This is a genomic window from Bacillus sp. JK74 (assembly GCF_053663395.1).
The window spans coordinates 749,058-773,949 of the sequence record NZ_JBSJQB010000001.1 but is presented as its reverse complement, the minus strand read 5'-3'; the positions used below and the strand labels follow the sequence as shown (position 1 = coordinate 773,949).

25 protein-coding genes are annotated in these 24,892 nt (G+C 49.0%); 8 read left to right on the top strand and 17 right to left on the bottom strand.

Annotated features, from left to right (window positions below; translation table 11 throughout):
- Complete coding sequence (locus tag ACWJJ5_RS03920) at positions 1-1,359, bottom strand: purine-cytosine permease family protein (protein WP_014306090.1); 1,359 nt, start codon at positions 1,357-1,359, stop codon at positions 1-3.
- A gap of 316 nt (positions 1,360-1,675) precedes the next feature.
- On the opposite strand from ACWJJ5_RS03920, the gene ACWJJ5_RS03915 reads away from it, so the two are divergent.
- Positions 1,676-2,662 (top strand): choloylglycine hydrolase family protein, encoded by a 987-nt coding sequence (locus ACWJJ5_RS03915; RefSeq protein WP_070082574.1) that lies wholly within the window; start codon positions 1,676-1,678, stop codon positions 2,660-2,662.
- A 38-nt stretch (positions 2,663-2,700) separates the two neighbouring features.
- Here ACWJJ5_RS03915 and katX read toward each other — a convergent pair whose 3' ends face one another.
- From katX to ACWJJ5_RS03850, 13 genes are all read right to left on the bottom strand, one after another.
- Positions 2,701-4,314 carry a catalase KatX gene (gene katX / locus ACWJJ5_RS03910; protein WP_070082573.1) on the bottom strand — a complete coding sequence of 538 codons (1,614 nt, stop codon included), beginning with the start codon at positions 4,312-4,314 and terminating at the stop codon, positions 2,701-2,703.
- A 77-nt stretch (positions 4,315-4,391) separates the two neighbouring features.
- Positions 4,392-5,474 (bottom strand): glycosyl hydrolase, encoded by a 1,083-nt coding sequence (locus tag ACWJJ5_RS03905; RefSeq protein WP_070082572.1) that lies wholly within the window; start codon positions 5,472-5,474, stop codon positions 4,392-4,394.
- 19 nt (positions 5,475-5,493) lie between these two features.
- Positions 5,494-6,438: a mannose-6-phosphate isomerase, class I gene (gene manA, locus ACWJJ5_RS03900; protein WP_167860528.1), complete on the bottom strand. Its 945-nt coding sequence runs from the start codon at positions 6,436-6,438 to the stop codon at positions 5,494-5,496.
- On the bottom strand, positions 6,435-7,316 hold the full coding sequence (locus ACWJJ5_RS03895) for an ROK family protein (RefSeq protein ID WP_454022208.1): 882 nt from the start codon (positions 7,314-7,316) through the stop codon (positions 6,435-6,437). The genes manA and ACWJJ5_RS03895 overlap by 4 nt, the downstream gene beginning before the upstream one ends.
- 19 nt (positions 7,317-7,335) lie before the next feature.
- On the bottom strand, positions 7,336-8,736 hold the full coding sequence (locus ACWJJ5_RS03890) for a glycoside hydrolase family 1 protein (protein WP_454022207.1): 1,401 nt from the start codon (positions 8,734-8,736) through the stop codon (positions 7,336-7,338).
- A 29-nt stretch (positions 8,737-8,765) separates the two neighbouring features.
- Complete coding sequence (gene celB, locus ACWJJ5_RS03885) at positions 8,766-10,085, bottom strand: PTS cellobiose transporter subunit IIC (RefSeq protein WP_146283944.1); 1,320 nt, start codon at positions 10,083-10,085, stop codon at positions 8,766-8,768.
- Positions 10,086-10,103: 18 nt separating this feature from the next.
- Positions 10,104-10,421 (bottom strand): PTS lactose/cellobiose transporter subunit IIA, encoded by a 318-nt coding sequence (locus tag ACWJJ5_RS03880; RefSeq protein WP_454022206.1) that lies wholly within the window; start codon positions 10,419-10,421, stop codon positions 10,104-10,106.
- 14 nt (positions 10,422-10,435) lie between these two features.
- A complete protein-coding gene (locus ACWJJ5_RS03875; RefSeq protein WP_003150851.1) occupies positions 10,436-10,747 on the bottom strand; it encodes a PTS sugar transporter subunit IIB in 312 nt (103 codons plus the stop codon).
- A gap of 152 nt (positions 10,748-10,899) precedes the next feature.
- Positions 10,900-12,198: an arsenic transporter gene (locus ACWJJ5_RS03870; RefSeq protein WP_454022205.1), complete on the bottom strand. Its 1,299-nt coding sequence runs from the start codon at positions 12,196-12,198 to the stop codon at positions 10,900-10,902.
- A gap of 13 nt (positions 12,199-12,211) precedes the next feature.
- On the bottom strand, positions 12,212-12,562 hold the full coding sequence (locus ACWJJ5_RS03865; RefSeq protein WP_014306081.1) for an ArsR/SmtB family transcription factor: 351 nt from the start codon (positions 12,560-12,562) through the stop codon (positions 12,212-12,214).
- Positions 12,563-12,664: 102 nt separating this feature from the next.
- Positions 12,665-13,561: an ABC transporter substrate-binding protein gene (locus tag ACWJJ5_RS03860; RefSeq protein ID WP_454022204.1), complete on the bottom strand. Its 897-nt coding sequence runs from the start codon at positions 13,559-13,561 to the stop codon at positions 12,665-12,667.
- 16 nt (positions 13,562-13,577) lie between these two features.
- Positions 13,578-14,591 (bottom strand): FecCD family ABC transporter permease, encoded by a 1,014-nt coding sequence (locus tag ACWJJ5_RS03855; protein WP_025853649.1) that lies wholly within the window; start codon positions 14,589-14,591, stop codon positions 13,578-13,580.
- Positions 14,592-15,590 (bottom strand): FecCD family ABC transporter permease, encoded by a 999-nt coding sequence (locus tag ACWJJ5_RS03850; protein WP_454022247.1) that lies wholly within the window; start codon positions 15,588-15,590, stop codon positions 14,592-14,594.
- Positions 15,591-15,831: 241 nt separating this feature from the next.
- Between ACWJJ5_RS03850 and ACWJJ5_RS03845 the strand changes: the two genes are divergently transcribed.
- From ACWJJ5_RS03845 to licH, 7 genes are all read left to right on the top strand, one after another.
- A complete protein-coding gene (locus ACWJJ5_RS03845; RefSeq protein ID WP_032875710.1) occupies positions 15,832-16,422 on the top strand; it encodes a DNA-3-methyladenine glycosylase in 591 nt (196 codons plus the stop codon).
- Between the two features lie 51 nt (positions 16,423-16,473).
- Entirely contained in the window at positions 16,474-16,608 is a 135-nt protein-coding gene (locus tag ACWJJ5_RS03840; protein ID WP_369719122.1) for a hypothetical protein, read from the top strand.
- A gap of 146 nt (positions 16,609-16,754) precedes the next feature.
- Positions 16,755-18,695, top strand: a complete 1,941-nt coding sequence (gene licR, locus ACWJJ5_RS03835) for a transcriptional regulator LicR (RefSeq protein ID WP_173612921.1) — start codon at positions 16,755-16,757, stop codon at positions 18,693-18,695.
- Between the two features lie 98 nt (positions 18,696-18,793).
- Positions 18,794-19,102, top strand: a complete 309-nt coding sequence (gene licB / locus ACWJJ5_RS03830; protein ID WP_003150863.1) for a PTS lichenan transporter subunit IIB — start codon at positions 18,794-18,796, stop codon at positions 19,100-19,102.
- Between the two features lie 15 nt (positions 19,103-19,117).
- Positions 19,118-20,476, top strand: a complete 1,359-nt coding sequence (celB, locus tag ACWJJ5_RS03825; RefSeq protein WP_003150865.1) for a PTS cellobiose transporter subunit IIC — start codon at positions 19,118-19,120, stop codon at positions 20,474-20,476.
- A gap of 18 nt (positions 20,477-20,494) precedes the next feature.
- Positions 20,495-20,827 carry a PTS lichenan transporter subunit IIA gene (gene licA / locus ACWJJ5_RS03820; RefSeq protein WP_003150867.1) on the top strand — a complete coding sequence of 111 codons (333 nt, stop codon included), beginning with the start codon at positions 20,495-20,497 and terminating at the stop codon, positions 20,825-20,827.
- Positions 20,824-22,152 carry a 6-phospho-beta-glucosidase LicH gene (gene licH, locus ACWJJ5_RS03815; protein ID WP_003150870.1) on the top strand — a complete coding sequence of 443 codons (1,329 nt, stop codon included), beginning with the start codon at positions 20,824-20,826 and terminating at the stop codon, positions 22,150-22,152. Before licA ends, licH begins: the two co-directional genes overlap by 4 nt.
- A gap of 40 nt (positions 22,153-22,192) precedes the next feature.
- On the opposite strand, the gene ACWJJ5_RS03810 is transcribed toward licH, so the two are convergent.
- The 3 genes from ACWJJ5_RS03810 to dltC form a co-directional block, all read right to left on the bottom strand.
- The gene (locus tag ACWJJ5_RS03810) at positions 22,193-23,284 is read right to left on the bottom strand and encodes a branched-chain amino acid aminotransferase (protein WP_025853645.1); all 1,092 of its coding nucleotides are present in this window, start codon (positions 23,282-23,284) and stop codon (positions 22,193-22,195) included.
- Between the two features lie 183 nt (positions 23,285-23,467).
- Positions 23,468-24,646: a D-alanyl-lipoteichoic acid biosynthesis protein DltD gene (gene dltD, locus ACWJJ5_RS03805; protein WP_015387523.1), complete on the bottom strand. Its 1,179-nt coding sequence runs from the start codon at positions 24,644-24,646 to the stop codon at positions 23,468-23,470.
- On the bottom strand, positions 24,647-24,883 hold the full coding sequence (gene dltC / locus ACWJJ5_RS03800) for a D-alanine--poly(phosphoribitol) ligase subunit 2 (RefSeq protein ID WP_003150875.1): 237 nt from the start codon (positions 24,881-24,883) through the stop codon (positions 24,647-24,649).
- Between the last annotated feature and the right edge of the window lie 9 nt (positions 24,884-24,892).

Genomic DNA, 24,892 nt, shown 5'->3' with positions numbered 1-24,892 from the left:
TCATAGGGAAGGCGCCTCTTTTTGTTTTAACCTTGATTTCATCAGGACATAATACAGCAGCGACGGAACGGCCAGGCCGATGACCCAGGCAATGTCGCCTCCGCCGAATATTTCAGCGAGCGGCCCGATGTAAAAGGAGGTATTGATGAACGGGATTTCTAATATAATCGACAAAACGAAGGCGGCCGCTGTAATCCAATTGACCCTGCCGTATTGCCCGTTGACGTCAAACATCGATTTGACGTGGTATTTTCCGCGGCGGATAAAATAGTAATCCACGAGGTTGATCGCCGTCCATGGAATTAAGAAATAACTGATGAAAAAGATGAAATTTAAAAACAGTTCCATGAAATTGCTTTGGCCCAAGAGACTTAATACAGTACCCGCTGCCGTCACACAAAGGATCATTACCACTCTCGTTTTCGGCGTCACCTTCAGTTTTAAAAACGGCTCCAAGGTAGTCGTGGTTGACATAAAGGCTCCGTATAAATTAAAGACGTTGATCGCCATTTGCCCGAACAGGACGATGATCAGCATAATAAAGGAAAACGGACCGAACAATCGGACAATCTCATTTCCCGCATTAGCGGTAAATTCCGGGAGCGCCGTCGTCAAAATGGCGCCGAGAAGCATCATCCAGATGGAACTGACTGACGTACCTGCATAGCTGTACCAAAAAGTATGCGATGCCGGTGTTTTGACCGGCAGATAACGGGAATAATCTGCGACATATGGCGCGTATGCCAGCTGCCATGTGGCCACCGCGCTGACCGCCACTAGAAAAACAGGCAGATCTAATGAGCCGGGCACCCAGCTTCCTGAAGGAATCGGCAGTTGAAAAATAAGAATTGTTGCAGCAAAAAAAACGGCAAAGGAGGTCCAAGAGAGGATTTTCTGCATTTTGTGAATCAGATCATGACCGTAGATCGTGAGTAAAAAACAGATGGCGCTTAAGCCGATAATACACCATGAAGCCGGAATCGGGACAAAGCTGCTCAGTGTACCGGCTGCGAGAATCGTACTGCTCGCAAAGAAGCCCAGGTAGATAAACATGACCAAAAAGAGGGGCAGAATCGCTCCGATCACGCCGAATTGCGCGCGGCTTTGAATCATTTGCGGAATTCCGAGCTGAGGTCCTTGTGCGGAATGAGACGCCATAAAGATTGCGCCGATAAAGGTTCCGATTATAATGGCGGCGATACTCCAAAAGAGATCGAGTCCCATTGTAACGGGCAGTGTGCCTGTGACTAACGTCGTAATATGCATATTAGCCCCGAACCAGACGGGGAATAAATCTTTAGCCTTTCCGTGTCTTTCGTCATGCGGAATATGTTCAATCGTTCGCCTTTCTACTTTCAATAGATAATCTCCTCCGTATGTTCTTCTTTAACATAAAGACATAGCTTAACAGATTGACCTGCCGTTTACAAATTCCAGCATGCAGGAAAAACATTGTAAAGCCTCGCTGACAGCCGTTCAAAGTTTTTTTTGAAAAACGGTACAAACACTGCCGCCAAAACGATTTGCCAGGGTTTAAAAGGCATGGATACGCTTACTGACTAATATGTATGAAGGAGAAATGTGTCAATCTTTTGACGAATGGAACCATTATTCGTTAAGCTGAAAGAATAGTTTACTTTGTGTAAATTTCATTAATGAAAAGGGGATTGATGATATGTGTACAAGTCTTACATTGAAAACGACAGACGGTAATCACCTATTGGCGCGAACGATGGATTTTGCATTTCAGCTCGGTACGGACGTCGTGCTTTACCCTCGTCAGTACAGCTGGAAAAGCGAAGCTGACGGCAGGATGCATAAGACGAAATACGCATTTATCGGCATGGGGAGAAATCTCGGCAATGTTCTGTTTGCCGACGGCGTAAATGAAAAAGGGCTGTCGTGTGCGACGCTGTATTTTCCGGGCTTTGCGGGATACGAGAAAGCGGAACGGGAGGGCACCTGTCACATCGCTCCTCATGAGTTTGTCACCTGGGCCTTATCAAACTGTGACTCTCTTGAAGACATAAAGGAAAAGCTCTCAATGCTGACGATTGTAGAGAAGAAGTTAATGTTATTGGATACGGTGCTGCCTCTTCATTGGATTTTATCAGACCGCACGGGCAGCTGCATTGTCATCGAGCCGACACCGGAGGGAATGAAAGTATATGACAATAAACCCGGAGTGATGACCAACAGTCCGGAATTTCCTTGGCATGTGACCAATCTGCGCCATTATATCGGAATCAGGCCGCAGCAGTCAGAAAGCAAAACATTGGGCGGAATGACATTAACCGCTTTCGGCCAAGGATCTGGAACGATCGGGCTTCCCGGTGATTACACGCCGCCATCCCGGTTCATCAGAGCCGCTTATCTGAAAGAGCATTTAGAGCCTTCCGCCCATGAAACGGATGGCGTTACGGCCGCTTTTCACGTGCTGTCCAATGTGAATATTCCAAAAGGCGCGGTGATCACAGAGGAGAATGAAATTGATTATACGCAGTATACGTCGGTCATGTGCTGTGACACCGGAAACTACTACTTTCATCTGTACGACAACCGGCAGATTCACAAAGTAAGTTTATTCCATGAAGATCTTGACCGTCCGGAGCCGAAAGTATTTGCGGCCGCGGCGGAGCAGAATATGCAGGAGCTGAATTAGCTCAAAAAAAACAGGACGCGATTGTCCTGTTTTTTTATTTAATACGGATCAGACGGATGGCTTTCCTGTTCAGCCTGTTTTGCGGCTTGGGCCGTATCTGTAGTGCCGATCGGCCCGCCGCTGCTGCTTTCGGTGGCTTTTTTCAGCCCTTCCGCAACACGTTTTCCGTAGTCCGGATCTGCTTTTGTGAAATTCTCAATCATTTGATCCTGAATGTCTTTCTGGCAGGAAGAAAGCGTATTGACCAGGTTTGTGATCAATTCGTTCCGTTCAAATTCCGAAAATCTGCGGTATGTTTCTCCGGCCTGGCCGAAATTATTCGGCCGGTCGATCGCTTCCCGCTTCACATCGCCTTCGACATGAGGTGTATGGTCTTTCCCATCCTGCTTTGCTTCGGTGAGTCCTCCCATAATGGACGGCTCATAGTTGACGTGCGGGTTTTGTCCTTCTGCCCGATCGACACGATACTGCATTTGCCCGCCTTCCTGGTTGGTGGCGACATGCTTTTTCGGCGAGTTGATCGGAAGCTGCAGGTAATTTGCGCCGACGCGATACCGCTGGGTATCTGAATAGGCGAATGTCCGCCCCTGAAGTAATTTGTCATCTGAAAAATCAAGGCCGTCCACAAGCACGCCCGTTCCGAATGATGCTTGTTCCACCTCGGCATGGTAGTTTTCCGGGTTTTTGTTCAGAACCAATTTACCGATCGGCTTCCAAGGGAAATCGTCTTTATACCACAGCTTGGTCGGATCAAGCGGATCAAAATCCAGCTCGGGGTGCTCGTCATCAGTCATGATTTGCGCATACACTTCCCATTCAGGGTAATCGCCTTTTTCAATCGCTTCATACAAATCCTGTGTCGCATGGTTAAAGTTTTTCCCCTGAATCTCTTCCGCTTCCTTCTGTGTCAGGTTGCGGATGCCCTGTTTCGGTTCAAAGTGATATTTGACGAGCACGGCTTTTCCTTCTTCATTGACCCATTTGTAGGCATGGACGCCTGAGCCCTGCATCTGCCGGTAGTTGGCCGGGATGCCCCACGGCGAAAACAAGAAAGTGATCATATGAGTCGCTTCCGGTGATTGGGAAATGAAGTCGAAAATACGCTCGCCGTCCTGAATGTTCGTAACGGGATCAGGCTGAAATGCGTGCACAAGATCCGGGAACTTCAGCGGATCACGGATAAAAAAGATTTTCAGGTTGTTGCCGACCAGATCCCAGTTGCCGTCTTCGGTATAAAGCTTAACGGCAAAACCCCGGGGATCACGCAATGTTTCCGGGGAATGCTTCCCGTGGTTGACGGTAGAAAACCGCACAAACGCCGGAGTTTTCGTTCCTTTCTTTTGAAACACTTTCGCTCTTGTATATTTAGAAATCTCCTCGTCTCCAAAACTTCCGTACGCCTCAAAGTATCCGTGTGCGCCGGCGCCGCGCGCGTGAACGACGCGCTCGGGAATCCGTTCGCGGTCAAAGTGGCTGATTTTCTCCAAAAAATCATAATTCTCCAATGTCGTCGGTCCTCTATTGCCGACTGTCCTGACATTCTGGTTGTCAGTGACCGGATGGCCCTGCCGGTTTGTCAGCGTGTCTTCTGACTCGCCTTTACCGGTCGTCTTACTGGAAAGCGTTTCTTCGCTGTTTTTGTTATTTTCCATTGTTGAACCCTCCTTTTTGAACGGTAACAATATGCCCAGCAGAGCCGTTTTTTAAAACCGATTTTCAAAAGAAGCGGTTATTCCGCGATCGGCGTCAAGGACCCGCCGTTCCATATTTCGCCCTTGTTCAGCGTCCAGCTGTTTTGATAAAGGCTTTGCGCGCCTTGATTGGCCGCCGGACTTAATTGTTCATCCCATGTCAAAAAGTACGTGGTCTGAGGGTATTTTTGCCTGATCGCATTAATAAAAGCAGCATAATCAAAGCTTCCGATATTGCCGGACGGACCGGTTTCGGCAAAGGCAAACGGTTTTTTCAGAGACAGCATTTCATCATAGCCTGATATCGCATACGGATCAGTGAAGTAAGCGTCCAGACCGGTAATATCCACATAAGATGAGCCTGGGTAGAAGTCTGTTTTAAAGTCTCTGTTGGCATCCGGCGAATACACCCACAAAAGGTTATCCAATCCTCTTGTTTCTGTCATATAGCGGTATATTTTCTTGTAAAGCTCTTTGTACAGCGAGATTCTCTCATTGTCTTTTTGGTTGTAGCCTGTCAGCCCCCACCAGAACCACTCGCCGTTCATTTCATGCAGCGGTCTGAACAGAACGGTGACGCCTTGATTTTTCAGCTGAGTAAGGCCGTCGGCAATTTTGCTGAGCAGCGCCTCAAGCCGTTTTCCTTCCACAGTTGAAGGGTCAAGGATGTTTTTGTACTGGCTGTTTGAGATGGCCGTTTTATAGTTTCCGGATGGAAAGGCCGGATTTGCGAGATGCAGGCTGACCTGAGGGAGGCCGCCGCTTTTCCAGTATGAGATTAAGCTGCTGTTGCAGCTGTAATCGATAGTATCGGTGATATCCGCTGTTTCCAGCCACCCTCTCCCATAGTCACAGCCGTAGATGGCGGGAGACTGTCCCGTCGCGTTTTTCAAGCGGTTTTCCTCTGTCATTGAAAAAGTGACATCGCTGTAGCCGCCGAACGCTCCGGACATGACCCTGTTTTCTGAACGGTTGGGCAGGTGCGCCAGCCAGTTCATGATATCTTTTGTCGTCTGCTGGGCATTTGGGTTGACGGGATAAACGGTGTGAGCCGATATCGGACTGGCGGCTCCTAAGAGTAATAAAACGATAGACAGGCAGACTGCTAACTTTTTAAGCATATAAAAGACCTCCTGATTTTTAAGATGATGAAGGATGTGAAACGATAACCTCACAATCTCCTTCTATAACAAAATCTCCGGAATCCGCCGGCATGATAAAGTGATCGCCTTTGTGAATGGGGCATCCATCCAGTTCTCCGCGTCCTTTAATCACGCTTGCGAGTAAATACCGGCCGGGTGCGGGGAATGATGCTTTCCCGCTCACATCCCATTGATAAACTGAAAAGAAAGGTGTTTCGGCGAGTATCGTAATAAGAGCATCTCCGATCCGATGCTTTGTGCTTTTTACATTTTCATCGGTATGGGGAATGTCTGTTACGTCAATTGCTTTCTCAAGATGAAGCTCGCGTTTATTCCCGTTCCCATCCGTCCGGTCATAGTCGTAAAGCCGGTAGGTGGCATCAGAGCTTTGCTGGATTTCAAGAACGAGCGTACCTTCACATAAAGCGTGCAGTGTGCCGCTCGGGACATAGAAAAAGTCGCCGGGCTTAATGGGGATGCGGCGGAGCAGGTGATCCCACTCGTTTCGTTCAATGAGCCGAACGAAATCTTCTTTTGTTTGGGCGCGGTGCCCTAAAATGAGCTCTGCGTCTTTTTTGCAGTCCAACACGTACCAGCATTCCGTTTTTCCGAGTTCTCCGTTTTCATGCCGATGTGCATATGCGTCATCCGGATGAACCTGCACGGATAAGTCCATATTTGCGTCAAGAATTTTTGTGAGCAGGGGAAAAGCGTTTTCTTTCGGATGTCCGAACAGGTCAGGGTGTTCATTCCAGAGCCGGTGTAATGATGTTCCGGAAAAAGGCCCGTTCCGCACGATGGATGTACCGTGCGGATGAGCTGAAATCGCCCAGCACTCTCCCGTCCGCTCAGAAGGAATCTCATACCCGAATGTATCGCGCAGCTTCGTCCCGCCCCATAATCTTTCTTTAAAAACCGGTTCCAAAAATAAGAGTTTCGTCATTTTCCCGCCTCCCGGTTTGCCGTCTCTAATGCGCGCTCCGCCAATACGAGCGAACCGGCCGCGCCGGAGTGAATCCCTAATTGAGGGGGAACGATGAAGTGTTCAATGTCGGGCAGGTCAATATATTGATTCAGCCGCTTTTTCACGTGCTGACGGATATAAGAGAACAGCTGATGCTGCTTCATGACGCCCCCGCCGAGAATGATCTTTTCAGGCGAAAGTATGAGAATATACAGCACAAGCGCTTCGGCAATATAATAGCCCTCAAGCTCCCACACTTCCTGCTGATCCGCCAGCAGATATGCTTTTTTCCCCCAGCGTTTCTCAATGGCGGGACCTGCCGCGAGGCCTTCCAGGCAATCTGTATGGTAAGGACAATTGCCTTTGTAGCCGTCGTCCGGGTGTCTTCTGACATAAATGTGGCCCATTTCAGGATGAGACAGCCCTTGAACAAATCTGCCGTTCATGATGGCGCCCGCTCCGATACCAGTGCCGACCGTCAAATAGAGGCAGCTGTCCGCGTTTTTGGCCGCGCCGAAAGAAGCTTCTCCGAGCGCCGCCGCATTAACGTCGGTGGTGAAGCCTGCGGGAATATGCAGTGCGTTTTTGATCGTTTGAAGAATAGGGCAGTTCCGCCAGGCTGTCTTCGGCGTCGCGGTGATGCACCCGTATGTTTGACTGTCGGGACGGATATCAATCGGTCCGAACGACCCGATGCCGATGGCTTCTATCGGGAAATCTTTAAAGTAACGGATGACCTGTCTGAGTGTGTCATCCGGTTCTCCCGTCGGAAACTCCGCTCTGTCCAGAATGGTGCCGTCTTTTTGTCCGGCGGCACAGACAAATTTCGTGCCGCCGGCTTCAATACCTCCAAGCATGGCCGTACCTCCTCATCTGTTAAAATCCGTTTTGATCGGAAACAGCTTTGAACCAGCGGCCGCTTTTTTTGACAGTCCGTTCGCCCCCGTTTTCCAGATTGACAGATACAAAGCCGTAGCGGTTTTTATAAGCATTTGTCCAAGACCAGTTGTCCATGAAAGTCCAAAGATGATAGCCTTTAACATTTGAACCTTCTCCGATGGCCCGATGCACCCATTTGAGATGTTCCTGGATAAATTCAATCCTGTAATCATCCTGAATGATGCCGTTTTCATCGCGGAAGCGTTCCTCGCCTTCAACTCCCATGCCGTTCTCGGAAATAAAACATTCGATATTTCCGTAATGTTCTCTGAGATTGGTGAGAATGTCATAGATTCCTTTTTCGTAAATTTCCCACCCGCGGTGAGGGTTCATTTTCCGTCCGGGCATGACGTACGGATCGAAGAAACGCTCAGGCAGGAAAGGGGCATGCGGATTCGGAACATGTTCTTTTGCCTTGACGCGCCTCGGCTGGTAGTAGTTCACGCCTAACAGGTCAACCGTATGCTCCTGAATGAGGCGGAGATCTTCTTTCTCATAACGCGGCAGAAAGCCTTCCGCCTTGAGAATCTCGACAAGCTCCTCAGGAAATTCTCCCTTTACGGCGGGATCTAAAAATGAGCGGTTGAAAAAGGCGTCGGCAATCCGGGATGCTTTCAGATCTTCAGGGTGTGAGCTTCTCGGATAAGAAGGCGTCAGATTCAGAATGATTCCGATTTGTCCGTCCTGTTTCAATTCTCTGTAGGCTTTGACAGCCCTTGCATTCGACAGCAGGGTATGGAAGCCGGCCTGCACCGCTTCTTGAAAATTAACGTGATTCGGATAGTGAAAGTCGTATAAGTAGCCGCCTTCAATCGGCACAATCGGCTCGTTGTGAGTGCACCATTTTTTCACTTTGTCACCGAATAGCGAAAAGCAGGTTTTGGCGTAATGTTCAAACGCGTCAACGGTGTCCCGGCTGACCCAGCCTCCCTTACGCTGAAGGGCGAGCGGCATGTCAAAGTGAAACAAATTGACAAACGGCTCAATGCGATGGGCAAGCATTTCATCGATGACGTCCTGATAAAACGCGACCGCTTTCTGATTGACCTCGCCAGTTCCGTCCGGAATCAATCTTGACCAGGAAATAGACAGCCGGAAGGAGTTGTGGCCGATTTCTTTCATCAGCCGGATATCCTCCTTGTATTGATCATAAAAACGTGACGTGTCGCCGGGGCCGACGCCGTTAAAAAAACGGCTCGGCTCTTTTTCATACCAGTAATCCCATATGTTTTGGCTTTTTCCGTCTCTGTCGGCGGCGCCTTCTGTTTGGGTGGCGGAGGCGGAAGACCCCCACCAGAATCCTTCCGGAAAACGATATTGAATATTTGATTCAGTCAATTGATTTCTCTCCCTTACTGCGATTTTGATTACATACTCATGCTGTCATCCCGGGCATGCTGCTCGGTCTCTGCTTCTTTTTCCTTTGCCATATTTAATTTGTCCAGCGCTTTAAGAAACGGGAACCAGATGACAAAGACAATACAGAGGTTGACCAGCTGCATAATGCCGCCCATGACGGAATTGGTCGCCATAATCCCGTTAATGAAAAGGGGGACGGTCCAGGGCACGGTCACGCCGGTAGGAGGGGGCACGATCCCCGCCGACATGGCCAGATAGGTGACGAGCGTGACAACCATCGGCGCGATTACCCACGGAATGATAATGATCGGGTTCATCACGATCGGCAAACCGAAAATAACCGGCTCATTGACGTTGAAAATACCTGGCGCGAGACCGAGTTTGGATATCTGTTTCATCTGTTTGCTTTTCATAAAAAGCAAGATGGTGATCACTATGGCCAATGTCATTCCGGTTCCGCCCATTCCGACGGTGTAAATCTCCATAAACGGCTTAGAAATAATATGGGGAATCTCTTTTCCCGCTGTATACGCAGCCAAATTTTCGACCTGTAATGTATTCCAGATCGGGTCCATCACGGAATTGATAATGATCTGTCCGTGAAGTCCGAAAAACCATAAAATCTGAATAAAGAAAACAGCGATTAATGTAGGAATGATGCCGCTTCCAAGTCCGACAAGCGGGGCTTGGACCGTATGATAAATGACATCATGCAGATTGGTGTGAAAGATCTGGGTGACAGCCGCATTGATCAAGAGGAAGACGGTAAGCGTGATAAAAGCCGGAATCAATGCGGCGAACGATTTAGCAACAGCCGGAGGAACACCGGCAGGCATCTTAATCGTTAAGTTTCTCTGGACGATTCTTCTGTAGATTTCACCTGACAAAAAAGCGGTTATCATGCCGAGAAACATCCCTTTTGCACCAAGCCGGTCAACCGGAATGACGCCTGCGACCGCTTTGCCCGTTTCCGGCTCTAAGACGAAAGGGGTGAGCAGCAGAAAAGAAACCAATGCGATCGCTCCGCCGAATACGGCCTCCACTTCGTAGCTTTTGGAAAGGTAATAGCCGATCCCGAAGACGACAAAAATAGACATAATCCCCATCGTCGCCGTCGAAGCGCCGCCAAATCCGGATTGAAAGACAGACAGGGCGGAGCTGCTCATGATTTTGTTTAAAAACGGCAGGTTCGTCAGCACGACGAACACCGAACCGAAAATGGTCAGCGGAAACGCCAGCATAAAAGCATCCCGTAAAACTTGCAAATAGCGGTTATTGTTTAATTTGCCCGCGATCGGAACAAGGAATTGGCTGATTTTCTCAAACACGTCTTCACCCCCGGCTTTTTATAAATTTTTTGATTGAAATAAGTCGAGCATTTCTTTGACGAGCTCTTTCATTGAAAGCGCTGACATTAAGTGATCTTCAGCATGCATAAAAAGCAGAGAGACATCCGTTTTGGCGCCGCCGGCTTCTTTTTGAATCATCTGAAAATGGATGTCGTGCGCTTTTCCCAGTTCTTCTTCAGCCTTTGTCAGAAAGGTGTCTGACTCATCTGGCCGGCCGTCTTTATAAGCGCGTATCGATTGAATAATACAGCTGCGGGCATTGCCGCTGTAAAGAATCAGCTGAAAACTGATCTGTTCATCCGTGTACGTTTCCATGCTTATCGCCTCCTTTATTTGTTCTCTATCAAGGCAACGGCCTGTTCGTATGCTTTTTTGCCGTCTCCCATGCCGTATGCCATCATATCAATCACATCAACGGTGATGTGAAGCGGGTCCGCCTCTTTTTGAAGCTCGCCTTTTAAAAAACTCATCTGCGGGCCGATCAGTACGACGTCTGCGTCTTTCATCGCTTCTTTTGCTTTATCCTGTCCGACTGCCCAAATCTCGGCCTCCTCACCGATGGAGCTGGCGTAATTCTGCATTTTCGTGACAAGAAGGCTGGTGGACATGCCTGAGCTGCAGGCTAATAAAATTCTTTTCATGAGGAATCCCTTCTTTCATAAAGTTAAAACGTTTTCATGAATATTATAATCTTTTTAAATTAAATGTCTATACTTTTAAAATATAAAAGTTTAACTTTTCGGATTTTTGACACAAAAAAACCTTTTAAGATTCAACTTAAAAGGTTTTTTTCTCAAGCGAGCCATAACAGCCATATATAAAGTCCGATCAGGGTGATGAATAACGTCGGAATGGTTAATATCAGACCTGTTTTGAAATACATTCCCCAGGAAATTTTCACGTTTTTCCGGCTCAGCACGTGGAGCCATAACAATGTCGCCAGCGACCCGATCGGCGTGATTTTCGGCCCGAGGTCAGAACCGATAACATTCGCGTAAATCAATGCTTCTCTCAGCAGCCCGTGAGTGTCCGTTCCGCTGATGGCTATGGCGTCAATCATCACCGTCGGCAGGTTATTCATAACGGAGGAGAGGATCGCAGCGATAAAACCCATTCCGAGTGTGCCCGCAAACAACCCTTGATCCGCCGCTTTCTGAATAAGCTGAGAAAGAAGATCCGTCAGTCCGGCATTCCGCAAGCCGTACACGACAACATACATGCCGACAGAAAAAAACACGATGGCCCACGGGGCGTCCTTGATGACTTGTTTCGCAGGGACGGCGGGGCTTCGCTGCGCCAGAATGAGAAAAATGACCGCGATGGAGCCGGCAACGAAGGAAACGGGTATCGACAGCAGCGCGCTGACGAAATACCCGATCAATAAAACGGCCAGGACAGCCCATGATAACCGGAAAAGGCGCTCATCCTTAATGGCGGATGCAGGATGTTTCACAAGGCTGGTGTCAAACCGTTTCGGAATGTTTTTTCTGAAATAGAGATACAGCACCAAAATGCTTGCCGCCAAAGAAAAGAGGTTGGGCACCAGCATGCGTGATGCATATTCAATGTATCCGATATGAAAGTAATCGGCGGATACGATATTGACCAAATTGCTGACCACGAGCGGGAGCGAGGTGGTGTCGGCGATGAATCCACCGGCGATAATAAACGGAAAAACCAGTTTTTCAGGTAAATTCAAAGCCCGCACCATCGCCAGTACGATCGGCGTCAAAATGAGCGCCGCTCCGTCATTGGCAAACAGGGCGGAGACAACAGCCCCTAAGACCGACACATAGAGAAACATCCGCAGCCCGCTGCCTTTGGCCGCCATGGCCATATGCAGCGCGGCCCACTCAAAAAAACCGATACTGTCAAGAATTAATGAAATGATAATAATGGCGATAAAGGCGAGTGTCGCATTCCAGACGATCCCCGTCACTTCCGCGATATCGTGCAGGCTGACTGCTCCGGCGATCAAAGCGAGGACCGCTCCGCCGCAGGCAGACCAGCCGATTGATATATGTTTCGGCTGCCATATGACAAACACAAGTGTCAGCACAAAAATCAGCGCTGATAAAACCGCAACTCCCAAGAATATATCCCCCTTACCGGCATGTAACAGTGACTTCTTTTTGCCGCAATGTCTGTAAAACTTCGTCCTTTTCATCTATCTGCTGCAGAATCGAGCAAACCAGCGCGTATTCCGGTCCGGACGGATGAATGGCATAGTACCGCCATTGGCCCTCGCGTCTTTCCCGCACAAGGCCGGCGTTCTTTAATTTCCGCAAGTGCTGGCTGATGCCGGGCTGACTTATATGAAAAATAGCCGTCAGCTCGCAGACACAATATTCCTTATCCTCCAGAAGCTTCAGCATCAAAAGCCTCGTCGGGTCGCTTAGAAGTTTGAGGCACTGGCTGATCCCTTCGGAACTTAAAGCATTATGCCGCCGTTCCATGCGCTCACTCCTTTTTTAAACTATTATATAAGCGAATGTTTATATAAGTAAACGGTAATATAAAAAAGCCGGTCTTGCACTTTTTGCAAAACCGGCTCATGTTTATTTTTGGAACAGTTTTTTCGCTTCATCCATTGCTAATTTATTTCCCAGTGCCGAATAATCAAGCCAAGGCTGATCGGCAATTTTATAGACATGGTTTGCTTTCACGGCCTTCAGCCCTTTCCACACAGCGCTTTTTTGCAATTCTTTATAGGCTTGCTGTGACTTGTCGTCTCTGTTAACGACCACGAAAATCGCATCCGCGTTGTAATCAGGCAGCACTTCTTGAGAAATGACTTCATAAGGGCGGGAGGTGTTCATTTCTTTAATGCCGTCAGCCGGTTTCAGCTTCAGATCGTCAAACAGAATCGGTCCCATCGGGCGGCGTGTGCTGAAGACGCGAAGCTCTTTTGCGTTCACGCGGATCGCCATGACTTTGGCGTTTTTCCCTAATTCCTTATTCATCATGGATCTGACTTGTTTTGTTTCATCTTCATAATCTTGAATAAATGTTTTCGCTTCTTTTTCACGGTTGACGATTTTTCCGATGTCTTTTAAATGATCACGCCATGTGCCTTTATCAAGGTCGAAAATGTGTGTGTTTCCGATTTTCTTGTATTTTGACACATCTTTTCCCGCAAATTCTTTATCAAGATAAATGTTGTCTGGATTCAGCTCAAGTAAAGCTTCCATATCCGGGTCTGAGGCAGGTCCGAGTTTTTTCGTGTCTTTCAGCTGATTTTTCACATGAGGGAGAAAATCTTTTAATTCTCCGCCCACGACGGAACCGGCAGGTGTAACGCCGAGAGCCAGCAGATCATTTGTCAGGTGAATGGACATCGAAGCGATTTTATGATCGCCGGATTTCTTTTTTGACTCCGGCTGTGATGAATCGGATTGGCAGGCAGCCAGTAAGAAAATACACATGAAACTGATGAGCGCAATTGTTTTTTTCATGGGAATACTCCTTGTTTTATGATTTGATTTTCATGACGAGATAGAGAAAATACGGCGCGCCGATGGCTGCCGCAACCACGCCGGCCGGAATGGCATTCGGCTGAAACAAAGACCGGCCGATGGTGTCTGCCGCGACAAGAATGACAAGGCCGATTAATCCAGCAATCGGAATAATATGCTGATGCATGGTGCCGACGAGCCGTCTTGCCAAGTGAGGGGCGGCAAAGCCGATAAAGCCGATTCCGCCGGCCATCGCGACGCTCGCGCAGGACAAGCCGACCGCTATGGCGATCAGCATGATCCTTTTTCTCTGCACGTGTGCGCCGAGCCCCGCGGCTGCCTGGTCACCGAGCATTAAAATATTCAAAGACCGGGCGTTCAGCCATGCAAGCGGTGCGAGAATGCCGATCCAGGGCAATAGCGACCACACGTGAATCCAATCTCTGCCCCAGACGTTTCCCACCAGCCAGCGGGAAGCGAATGTATAAGTTTCTTCATTCAGGCGCAGCGACATAAACAATGTAACGGCGCTGAAGCCCGCGGAAACGGCGATCCCGACCAACAGCATGCGGATCGTTAAAAAACCGTTCAGCCTGTCGTACGTAAGCACTACGATCAGCAGGGCGGCGAGTGTTCCGCCCGCAAACGTAAACAGCGGGATGAACATCGACGCCTGCGCCTCCAGGGAATGAAAGAATGTGATATACATCATCAAACCGAAGGAAGCGCCGGCATGCAGTCCGAGAATGCCCGGATCGGCAAGCGGATTTCGGGATACACCCTGCAAAACAGCGCCCGACACGCCTAAGCCGATACCGGCCAGCATCGTCACCAAAATCCGGGGGAGCCGGTAATCGAATAAAACGGTCGTGCTTTGAAACGTGCCGTATCCGAACAGCGTTTTTCCCACGGTGAGGGGAGAAAGCCGGAATGAGCCCGTATGCAGCCCGATCAGAATAATGCAAACGGCGATGACCAGCAGAACGAGACCTGCCGCCGCCGCTTTTTTTGTTTCTTTCTGCACTTTCATTTATAAGTCTCTCCCTTCCTTGCGGGCAATATAAAGAAAGAAAGGGACACCGACAAGTGCGACCATGATGCCTATCGCCAATTCTCTCGGGGGACTGACCGTGCGTGAGGCCAAGTCGGCCAAAATCAAAAGAATCGCCCCAAGCAACGCGGACATCGGAATAATCAGCCTGTACGTAACGCCGACGATCTTTCGCGCGATATGGGGAATGACCAGCCCGACAAAGCCGGTCGCGCCGGCAGCGGAAACAGACACACCGGCAAGAACGACGGCGATCATTAATCCGGCGGCACGCGTCAGAGCCGTGTTCACCCCTAAATTCGCCGCCACGTCATTTCCCATTGAGAGAAGGGTGACGGACCGGCCCATGAATGTCGCGAGAATGATGAAGACCGCAATCACGGGAACAAGGACTTGTAAATGAGCCCACTTGATCCCTGACACCCCGCCGGCGTACCAGAAGGCCAAATCCTGGCTTAAATCGTAATAAATCGCCACACCGGTACTGAGTGAATGTAAGAGCGCGGCCACGACCGCCCCGGCAAGCGTCACCTTTAAAGGTGTCATGCTGCTTTTTCCCGCCGCACTGATAAAGAAAATCAAGCCGGTGCTTGCCAGTGCTCCCAAAAATGACATCACCATCAGCAGGGCATATGACAAATGAGGGAAAAAAGCAAAGCTGAGCGCAACAACAAACATGGCGCCCGCATTTACGCCTAAGACACCCGAATCGGCAAGCGGGTTTCTCGTGACACCCTGCATGAGGGCGCCGGCTGCGGCAAAAGCGGCTCCTGTAACGGCCGCGCCGAGCACTCTCGGAAGACGCAATTCATGAATGATCTGCTGGCCCGTTATGTTCGGATTGTAATCAGTAACAGCCGACCAAACCGTATGTAAAGTAATGTCTTTCGCGCCGAATGAGACGGCGAAAAAAATAGAAACAAGCAGCCCGATCACCGCGATCAGGAAGAAAACCCCGTTTTTTAAGATGCTGATCAGACGGCTTGCGGACGTGACAGAATCGCTCAAAAATCAATTCACCTACTTTTATGATCATTGTCCGGCATTTATTGAATATGAGAATCATTTTCATTTGAACCATCATATTATACCGGGCCGATTTTCAAAACGCAATAGAGTGTTCAACAATGATGCCCTTTTTTCTTTCATGTTTATATTGTAAAAAAGAAGTGAAAAACGTGAAAGAGGAAATCGCTATATTCAGAAAGGAGGGAGGCAAATGGCGGGAGAACGAAAGCCTTTGCCGATTGAATTTTACCAGAGACCGTCAGTGGAGCTTGCCCCTTTGTTGCTCGGCTGTCTCCTGGTGAAGGAGACGGATGAGGGAACGGCTTCAGGTTTTATCGTGGAAACGGAAGCTTATATGGGAGCGGATGACCGGGCGGCGCACAGCTTCGGCAACCGGCGCACGAAACGGACGGAAATTATGTTCCATGAGGCGGGCCGCATTTATACATACGTCATGCACACTCATACATTAATGAACGTCGTCGCCGCGGACATCGGCATTCCGCAGGCCGTGTTAATCAGGGCGGCGGAGCCTCATGAAGGACAGTTCCTGATGGAGAGCAGGAGACCGGGCAGACCCCCAAGAGAGTGGACAAACGGCCCGGGAAAACTGACGAAGGCGATGGGCATTTCAATGAACGACTACGGCGGCATGATCACGGAACCGCCGCTGTATATTACGGAGGGCTTTACGCCTGAACATATATCAACAGGCCCGAGAATCGGGATTGACAACAGCGGAGAAGCCCGGGATTATCCGTGGCGCTATTGGGTGACGGGGAACCGGTATGTCTCACGCTGACCATGTTTATAAACGCTGATAACAGGGGAAAGACAAGGTAAAAGAAAGGGGATTCAGACATTGAAAAAATTTTTCAAAACGATTATCAAATGGGCGCCCGTCATCTATCCGATCATCAGAAAAATCATAAAAGAACGGAAGGCATCTAAGCGGAACCGCATGTCCGCATCCCGAACAGCCGGCTGATCCGGCTGTTTTTTTACGGGCTTGGCATCGGATTGCCGCATTGACTTGAAATCCTCCCCAGTATAGAATTTACATACATTTACCCCTTCCTCATTCTTTTTGCCCATTTTTCACGTCTGCATCTGATCTGATAGGAGGTTTTTCTCATGCTTCATGGGCGGCTTCGTGAACTTCTGCGCTTGCTTTTAGCTGCTGAAACACCGGTTACAAGCTCAGTCATTGCTGCAAATGTAAAGGTAACGACGCGGACGGTCCGCAATGACATAAAGGAACTGCAAACCATTGTAGAAAAACACGGCGCATCCATTCAATCTGTCAGAGGGAGCGGCTATAAGCTGCTGATCCGGAATGAGCAGCCGTTTAAAAACTGGCTTCAGGACAATTTCCAGCAGAACAGCACCGTGCCGATTTTTCCCGATGAACGGATAGATTACCTGATGAAAAGAATGCTTCTGGCCGACGGCTACCTCAAGCTGGATGACTTAGCGGAAGAACTGTTCATCAGTAAATCCACACTTCAATCTGATTTAAAAGAAGTCAAAAAACGGCTCCGCCCCTATGACATCATTTTGGAAACAAGGCCGAACCACGGCTTTAAGCTGCGCGGCGAAGAGCTCCGCCTCCGTTATTGTATGGCGGAATACTTAGTGGACGACCGCGAGCCCGAGCCTGATCTCCTGAGTGAAAAGGCCGGTATTCTGCCGAAAGACGACATTCATGTGATCCGCACAGCCATTATGAAGCAGGTTCGAAACCATAAGATCCCGCTTTCTTTCTTCGGCCTGAACAATCTCATCATCCATATCGCCATTGCCTGCAAACGAATCCGGACAGAAAACTATGTATCTCTCATTCCGGAAGATCTTCATGATATTAAGCTCGAAACAGAATATCAGTCAGCGGAAGCCATCGTAAAAGAGCTTGAATCGGCACTTTCGGTCACCTTTCCCGAACAGGAAACAGCCTATATCGCCATTCACCTGCTCGGGACAAAGCGCATGACCCAGTCACAAATGGAAGGAAAAGAGCTTACAAGGCTGATAGACGGGGAAACCAGCCGTTTGACGGAGGCCATGATTGAAGCCATTGAGCGGGAGCTGAAGCTCGGAATCACGGACGACAATGAGCTGAAAGCGGGTCTTGCGCTCCATATCAAGCCGGCGATTAACCGAAACCGGTACGGAATGAACCTGAGAAACCCGATGCTCTCCGCCATAAAGGAAAATTATCCGCTCGCATTTGAAGCGGGAGTGATTGCGGGAATCGTAATCAAGGAGCAAACCGGCATTGATATTCATGAAAATGAGATCGGGTATTTGGCGCTTCATTTCGGAGCCGCGATTGAAAGGAGAAAGACGGAACGGCCGCCTAAACGCTGTCTGATTGTCTGTGCGTCCGGCGCCGGCAGCGCGCAGCTTTTAAGAGAAAAGCTCCGATCCCGGTTCGCAAAACGTCTTGAAATCGTCGGAACGGCTGATTACTGCAGCCTTGACCAGCTTTCCTTTGAGTCGATTGATTTTGTGGTCAGCACAGTGCCGATCAAAAAAGACCTGCCTGTTCCCGTATTGAAGGTTCATACGCTGTTGGGCGGCGGGGATTTTACAAAAATCGACGCCATGCTGGAAGAAAACCGGGAACAATTGAACTTTCTGAAACCGGAGCTGGTATTTTTGCAGCAGGATCTGGAGACGAAGGAGGACGTCATCCGTTTTCTCGGACAGCAGGTTGCAGAAGCCGGCCTCGCTTCTGATTCTCTGACAGATTCTATTTTTGAAAGGGAAGCGATTTCTCCTACGAGTTTCGGCAATCTTACGGCGATTCCGCACCCGCTCGTTCCGCAGACGGACACGACGTTTTGGGCGGTATGCACGCTGAAGAAGCCGATTGACTGGGCGGATAAGCGTGTCCAATTTGTCTGCCTGCTCTGCGTCGAGAAAGAAAGCAAAGCCGACCTCCAGCATATGTACAAATGGCTCGGCGGGATGTTGGATGATCCGGCCGCGGTAAGCCGTCTCTTAAAATGCACAACCTATCAGGAGGTTTTACGAGTATTCAGAGACAAACGATCAGCACCTTTTTTCCGTTAGCAGCGGAAAAAGCCTGAGTAGTTATGAAAGCGATTTCATAATATGATGGTACTAACATCGAGACATACAAAATATCAAACTTTCAGGAGGTCTTTTACATGAATATATTACTCGTTTGTGCAGCAGGGATGTCAACAAGCTTACTCGTCACCAAGATGGAAAAAAGCGCGCAGGAACAAGGAAAAGAATATAAAATCTGGGCGGTGTCAGGCGATTCAGTCAACCAGCATATTGATAAAGCGGACGTATTGCTGCTTGGGCCTCAAGTCCGTTATTTGCTTCCGCAGCTGAAAAAATTGGGTGAATCAAAAGGAGTGCCGGTTGAAGTCATCAATACCGTCCATTACGGCACTTGCAACGGAGCGGAGGTTCTGAAATCAGCGGAACAGCTCGGAAACGCATCGTAGAAAGGGGCGGGCCGTGTGAATAAGGTGAACCAGTTTTTAGAAGAGAAAGTCATGCCCATTGCCGGAAAAATTGCCTCCCAGCGGCATCTGCAAGCACTGCGTGACGGAATCATCCTCACCATGCCGCTTATCATCATCGGTTCATTTTTTCTGATCATCGGCAACCTGCCGATTCCGGGATATGCGGATTTCATGGCAAAGACGTTCGGAAGCGCCTGGTCTCAAAAACTGCAATATCCGGTTGATGCGACCTTTGAAATCATGGGCCTTGTCGCCGCTTTCGGAATCGCCTACCGCCTGGCCGAAAAATATGGGGTGGACGCATTATCGGCCGGTGCGATATCTTTGGCGGCGTTTCTCTTGGCAACGCCGTACAAAGTTCCGTTTCTGCCTTCCGGCGCCAAAGAGGAAATCATGGTGGGCGGCGGCATCCCGCTATCTCTCATGGGAAGCAAAGGGCTGTTTGTCGCGATGATCATCGCCATGCTGTCGACGGAAATTTACCGCCTGATCATCCAGAGGAATTTCGTCTTCAAAATGCCGGACGGCGTGCCTCCGGCGGTCAGCAAATCATTTGTCGCTTTAATTCCCGGCTTTGCCGTCATCTTTCTGATCTGGGGCGCGCGTTTAATTGTCGAAGCGACGCCGTTTGAAAGTCTTCATAACATTGTAAGCGTTGTACTGGGGACGCCGCTCTCGATTCTTGGGGGAAGTCTCGGCGGAAGCCTGGTAGCCGAAGCGGTTCAAATGCTCTTGTGGGCGTGCGGATTACATGGGGCGAACATTGTCGGCGGCGTCATGGCGCCGATCTGGTTCGGAGCGATGGATGCCAACCGGGTTGCGTTTCAGGCTGGCGATGCGCTGCCGAATATTTTCACCCAGCAGTTCTTTGAAATCTGGATCAACATCGGCGGAAGCGGCGCGACACTGGCGCTCGTGGTCACCATGTTTCTCCGTTCGCGAAGCAAGCAGATGAAGCAGCTTGGGAAACTCGCCATCGGGCCGGCTGTCTTTAATATTAATGAGCCGATTATTTTCGGAATGCCGATCGTCATGAATCCGATGCTTCTCATTCCGTTCATTATCACACCGCTTGTCACACTGGTCTTTACCTATATCGGCATGAGCACAGGCCTCGTCGCCAAACCTGCCGGCATTGCCGTCCCATGGACGATGCCGCCGATTTTCTCCGGCTATCTTGCCACGGGCGGAAAAATATCAGGGGCTGTCATGCAGGCGATTAATATCATCACAGCCTTTATCGTGTACTATCCGTTCTTCAGAATGTGGGATTCGCAAAAGCTGAAAGAAGAAAACGAACTTGAACAATCGCAGGCGCCAGCCGTACAGGGAGACGAAAAAGCCGTGCTGTAGAGAAAGGGAGTGAAACACATGAATGAAAAAATGGAACAGACCATTTTTCAGATCATCCTGCATGGCGGCAACGGCAGAAGCGCATCAATGGAAGCCATTGCCGCCGCAAAGCGGGGGGACAGAGCCATGGCCGAGGAAAAGCTTCAGGAAGCCGCAAGGGAACTGACCGAAGCCCATCATTACCAGACAGAATTGATCCAAAATGAAGCCGGCGGAGAAAAAACAGACATGACGCTTTTAATGGTGCATGCGCAAGATCATTTAATGAATGCCATGACCGTGAAAGACTTGGCCGCTGAGTTAGTCGAAATTTACGAAAAAGTGAGTTTGCAAGGGGGAGCAAAAATATGACAAAAGGAATTAAAATTGTAACGATCGGCGGAGGTTCAAGCTATACACCGGAGCTTGTGGAAGGCATCATTAAGCGCTATGAGGAACTGCCTGTCAGAGAATTATGGCTCGTCGACATTCCCGAAGGCGAGAAAAAACTCAATATCGTCGGCACGCTTGCAAAACGCATGGTCGAAAAAGCGGGTGTTCCGATAGAGATTCACCTGACGCTTGACCGGAGAGAAGCTTTGAAGGATGCGGACTTCGTGACGACTCAATTCCGCGTCGGCCTTCTTGAGGCCCGCGCCAAAGATGAACGGATTCCGTTAAAATACGGCGTAATCGGCCAGGAAACAAACGGTCCGGGCGGTTTATTCAAAGGGCTGCGCACCATCCCGGTTATTCTGGAAATCGCGAAAGACATCGAAGAGCTTTGTCCGAATGCATGGCTTGTGAATTTCACAAACCCTGCCGGCATGGTTACCGAGGCCTTGCTCCGCTACTCGAATCTCACAAAAGTCGTCGGTCTCTGCAATGTGCCGATCGGCATTAAAATGGGCGTCGCAAAAGCATTGGATGTGGATGTCAGCCGGATCGAAGTGCAGTTTGCCGGACTGAATCACATGGTCTTCGGATTAGATGTTTTCTTAGACGGCGTCAGTGTGAAAGATCAAGTCATCGAAGCGATGGGAGACCCGGAAAACGCCATGACGATGAAGAACATTTCCGGAGCGGAATGGGAGCCTGAATTCCTGAAGGCGCTCGATCTGATTCCTTGCGGCTACCACCGCTATTATTTCAAAACGAAAGAAATGCTCGAGCATGAAATAGAAGCTTCACAGACGGAGGGCACACGCGCCGAGGTCGTGCAGAAGGTTGAGAAAGAACTGTTCGAACTGTACAAAGATCCGAATCTCGCCATCAAACCGCCGCAGCTGGAAAAACGGGGCGGAGCGTACTACAGTGACGCGGCCTGCAACCTGATCAGCTCCATCTATAACGACAAACATGATATCCAGCCCGTCAATACGATAAACAACGGCGCGATCGCCAGCATTCCGAATGACTCAGCGGTCGAAGTGAACTGCGTCATGACGAAAGACGGTCCGAAACCGATCGCCGTCGGTGATCTGCCGGTGTCTGTCCGCGGACTCGTCCAGCAAATCAAATCATTTGAGCGCGTCGCCGCTGAAGCAGCCGTCACGGGAGATTATCAAACGGCGCTTCTTGCGATGACGATCAACCCTCTTGTCCCGTCAGACTCCGTGGCAAAGGCCATTCTGGATGAAATGCTTGAGGCCCACAAAGAACATCTGCCCCATTTCTTTAAGTCGATTGAAGCATAAGAGCAGTAAAAAAACCCGGATTCGCTTCCGGGTTTTTTGCTTATTTTGATTCGCTTAGTGAGGCGACTTTCGTCGTCCAGCCGAACACGTCGGCTTCCGCGCCTTTTTGAATGCCTGTAATGGTATCATACAATTTCTTCGAGATCTCTCCGGTTTCACCGCTGCCGATGACAAGACTTTCATCATTCCAGATCAGTTCGCCGACCGGAGAAATGACCGCCGCCGTACCGGTTCCGAATGTTTCTTCCAATCGGCCGTCACGATGCGCCTGGATGATTTCATCGATCGAAATCTTCCGCTCAGACACAGTCAGTCCCCAATGTTTGAGAAGGGTGATGACGGAATTTCTCGTAATTCCTTCAAGAATGCTTCCGTTCAGCTCCGGCGTCACGATTTCGCCGCTGATTTTAAAGAAGATGTTCATGCTGCCGACTTCTTCAATGTATTTTTTCTCAATGCCGTCAAGCCATAAAACCTGGGAAAATCCCTTCTCTTCCGCGACCTGCTGCGCTTTCAGGCTTGATGCGTAGTTGCCGGCGGTTTTCGCGTTTCCGGTGCCGCCTTTGACGGCGCGCACGAATTCGTTTTCCACGGCGATTTTTACCGGTTTAATGCCTTCTTTGTAATAAGAGCCGACCGGGGAAAGGATGATAAACAGCTTGTACGTATGGGATGCCGCTACACCGAGGAAAGGCTCAGTCGCAATAATAAACGGACGGATATAAAGGGAAGTGCCTTCCGCTTTCGGAATCCAGTCTTGGTCGATGGCTACGAGCTGTTTCAGGCCTTCAAGAACAAGCTCTTCATCAATGAGCGGGATGCAAAGGCGGTCATTTGACTGGTTCAGGCGCTCCATATTTTTCTCCGGTCTGAACAGAAGCACTTCCTGATCCTTCGTTACATACGCTTTAAGCCCTTCAAAAACGGTTTGGCCGTAATGATAAACCATGGCCGCAGGATCCATTGAGATGGACTGATAAGGGATAATTCTCGGATCATACCATCCTTGACCGGCGTCGTAATCCATAACAAACATATGGTCGGTGAAAATTCTGCCGAACGCAAGGTTATGGGGGTCCGGTTTCGGTTTTTTGGCTGAAGTCAATTCAACACGAATGTCTTGTTTCATAATGTTCTGTCTCCCTATTGGTGTTATTGTCAAACTTATTTGAAAATAATTTATATTCTATTGTATACCTTCAACAAATATTCGCAATAGTTTTCCTCAAATTTGTGAAAAAATCAAATCACATAAAAAGCAGGGGAGAGAATGCCCCCTGCGTGTTCGTTTTTACGTATTCTGTCATCACCGTGCTCAGTGAACCGTCACCTTGCCGGTTTTGTAAAACTGCTCCATTGCTTTATCGACGTACACCCAGCCCTTCCAGGCGATATGGATGGTGTCTTTCATAAAGTAGGGATCATATTCGTGCCCGGATAAGTCGGCAACCTGAAAGCCCTTCGCTTTAATTTGCTTAGTGACTTTTTTGTAGTAATCAGTCCGGCCTTTTTTCGGGAAGCCGGTGTAGTCATACCATTTTCCGTTGACCGGAATAACCACGAACATCGGTTCAGCGCCGGCATCTTTCAGAATGTCCAGCATATCCTCAAAGTCGTGATATTCGACTGATTTGGCGTACGTTCTTCCTTTGTTGATTCCTTTCACTCTCTTTACTTTCTTCTTAATCTTTTTATAAGAAGCGTCATCGATATAGAAAGGATTGGACTTGGAGCTCCGTTCTCCTAATTGAGCGGCGGCTGTTTTTAACTCTGACCACGATTTCCCTTTCAGGTTTTCAGAGATCGTCCGTTCAGGGCCCTTGGTTTCTCCCATTGAATAATAAAGATCTTTTTTCTCAAGCAGAGAATAATAAGCTTTGGCAGCCGGCATGACCGCTTTCACTTTCCATGATTGTCCGTTGACCATTCCCTTGTATAATTCAGAAAGGACGGCATCATGCTGAACGACTTTAAAACGGAGCATGCGCTTCATCATGTTCTTTTTGACCGCGGGATCAATCTGGTTATTAAATGCTAAATCCAATGCCTGAAGTGATGAAAAATTCGGCGCAAAGTGCTGTTCATCAGAACCTTTTTTGATAAACCATTGCGGAGAAACAATGAATACCAGCTTTTTGCCCTTCAGCTGCTGATAATGCGCCGCAAAGTTCACGGCGTGTATCAAGGATTGGTCCCCGCCTTTTCCGACAAGATAAGGCGTAAAGCCTTGGTTGTTCACTTGGAAATAGTTGGACGGGTGAAACTCATCCAGTCTTGAAAGCTCGGAAGAACCGAAAATCGGCATATACTTCGAGTCTTCGAACATTTTGTTTTGCAGATAGAGCCCCTGGAACATATTCGGATTTAAGGCCGCCGCCGACTCTTCGACACGTTTTTCAGGAATGAAGCGCGTAAGCCATGAAGCCGGAACTGCGATAGCTCCGACAAACAGGACAAACGCTAAAATAATTGGTCCAAAGAAACGCTTTTTCATTTACTTCAACTCAGTCAGTTTGTTTACAATGTTGTTTGGCGTATTCCACTCGTCACGGTCAAATTCAGTGATCGGCACTGTAATGCCGAAGCGGTTTTCGATGGCGACCAGCAGTTCTACTGTTCCGAAAGAATCAAGCAGTCCTTCTTCAAAGATTTCAATATCAGGATTTTCTTTCACAGCGTCCTCCTGACAAACTTCAGCTAATACGTCTAATACTTCCTGTTTAAATTCCATGTGTTTTCA